The following is a 2,068-nucleotide window of genomic DNA, read 5'->3' on the forward strand; positions in this document are numbered from 1 at the left end:
CGCGCACGTCGCGCATGGCCAGCAGGGCAATCTGGATCGGCCGCATGCCGAACTGATAGGCGCACAGCAGCATCACCGCATCGCACAGCGCGGCGTCATCCGGATGTGCACCATTGCGCAACGCGAGGGCCGTCTCGTCCAAGAAGCCAACGATCGCCGCTTCCTCCTCAATGGACAGGAAGACGTCGCCCGCGCGCACGCCGGCATATTTATCCTGAGCAGGGAAGGGCAGTGCGACACTGAGGAACTCGCGATACAGCGGCGACCAGCCGCACAGCCGATAGTGGCAAAGCAGCCGGAGCAGCACCTTGGCGAACCCATACGCTTTCATGGCTTTCCCCAATGCCCGCAATGCCGCCCAACTTGCCACACACCCCTCGGGACCAGCCATCAGCAGGGCGATGACTTCGGCGTAGCTGAAGTGCTTGGCCGCCTGCAGGTATCGTGTTGCCGTCGATACATGCAGGTCTTCCCCAAGCAAATACAGAAACAGGTGCTTGAGCAGCGTCGCGAAGCTGTTGCCGTACGCGGAGAAGTCGAGGTGCTCGGTGTGACCGTTGATATGGACGACGAAGACTGTCGCATTAGCTGGACCCTGGATCACCCGTGTGGCGTCATCGAAGTCATCGTAGTAGCGCAGCAGCGGTGGCAGGGCGGGCAGTTGCCGCACGATCTCGTCCAGCAACGCATCGGCATCGCTTGCCGCCCAATGGTTGAGGTCAACGGGCGGCGCCGGCATCGCGGGCTCCTGGCGGCAAGGCGCGCAATACCGCCACCCGGTCGTCGAAGACATTGTTCCAGACGGCCGCCAGGCGGTCTTCGAACACGGCGCGCGCATAGTAGGCGGGCATATCCGACGTGCGGGACCAGCCGAAGAAGGTGCGCAATTTCTGTAGGGCTTCGTCCATCGCGTCGCCTTGGGTGAGCAGTTGATTGAGCCTCACGACGGCGCAGGTATGCCTAAAGTCATGCGGCGTCACGCTCGTCTTGCCGGTCCGGTCCTCCAGTTCCGCCAGCACGTGGGGCGGCAAGGCGGCGGAGGCTTGCGCAAAGAGTTTGGTGAGCGATTCCGTTGAGAGTGGCGTATTGGTCTGAGCGTTAAGCAGGTACGGATGATTGGGTCGTCCGCGGTAGTTGTCGACGTAGCTCTGCACCAGGTTCGCCGTCAGTTCGCTGACCGGAATCTGGCGGATCGAGGCGGCGGTCTTGATGCCTGGCCGCGAGTGCCGCGGATCCTCGTCGCCGCGGCGGCGTTCGCCCACATTGAGCCAGTAGCGTGTCCGTTGCTGCCTGGCGTCAAAGCCCGACTTCACGGCATCCGCGGTGAGCAGCAGTAGCTCCCCACGGCGCAGGCCTTGATGCAGCATCAGCACGAAGGCGGTGAAGACGCGCCAGCGGGTACGCAGCCCTTTGAACGGGTTGGTGTCGGAACTGGGGTCCAATAACTCATACAGGGCTTCCACGACCGCGGCCGGCAGCGAGCGCAGGATCTTGACGCGGTGCTGGCGTTGAATCTGGAGTTGGCTGTAGAGCAGATGGAGTCGTTGCCAGCGGGCGTCGAGTTGCGACAGCCGATCGCCGTGCGGCATGCCTTGGCCCAGCCAAGTCGACACCGCCACCACGAATTCGAGCCCGGTACGCCAGCGTTCCTGATCCGACGCCGTCAGCCGGGGCTGATTGCGGATCGAGATGAACCAGCCTTCCAGGAGATTGCCAAGCCGGACCTCATCCAAGTCCGCCAGCGCATCATCCAATGCGCCGGCGCCCAGCAGCTCCTCGGCATAGAGGTAGAGCCGTTCTACGTGGTGCAGTTTTCGGAGTCGCGTCAGCTCGGCCAGATCGGACAAACTCAGCAGTGCCCACACGTTGGCCCAGTAGCGTGGCAAGCCATGCCGGTCCACCAGCGTCACGCCGTGCAGGCGCTGCGGCACCTCTGGCTGGCTGAGCTGAATGACCATGGCTGCCAACGTCCCAAGACCCCAGGAATCTATACCATAGACCATCCTCAGCGTTGCGCCAGACCCCAGTTGGGAAGGCTCTACAACGCAACAGCCGTAAACATACCGCT

Annotated in this window: 1 protein-coding gene and 1 pseudogene; both read right to left on the reverse strand. The window is 63.0% G+C overall.

Annotation, left to right across the window (positions count from 1 at the left end; genetic code table 11):
* Nucleotides 1-739, reverse strand: a pseudogene (locus ACYP5B_RS21950) (site-specific integrase); the annotation flags it as partial.
* Nucleotides 720-1,910, reverse strand: a complete 1,191-nt coding sequence (locus ACYP5B_RS21955) for a tyrosine-type recombinase/integrase (protein ID WP_459571082.1) — start codon at nucleotides 1,908-1,910, stop codon at nucleotides 720-722. The gene ACYP5B_RS21955 and the pseudogene ACYP5B_RS21950, both read right to left, overlap by 20 nt.
* Between the last annotated feature and the right edge of the window lie 158 nt (nucleotides 1,911-2,068).

Source organism: Cupriavidus sp. 8B (genome assembly GCF_054589115.1).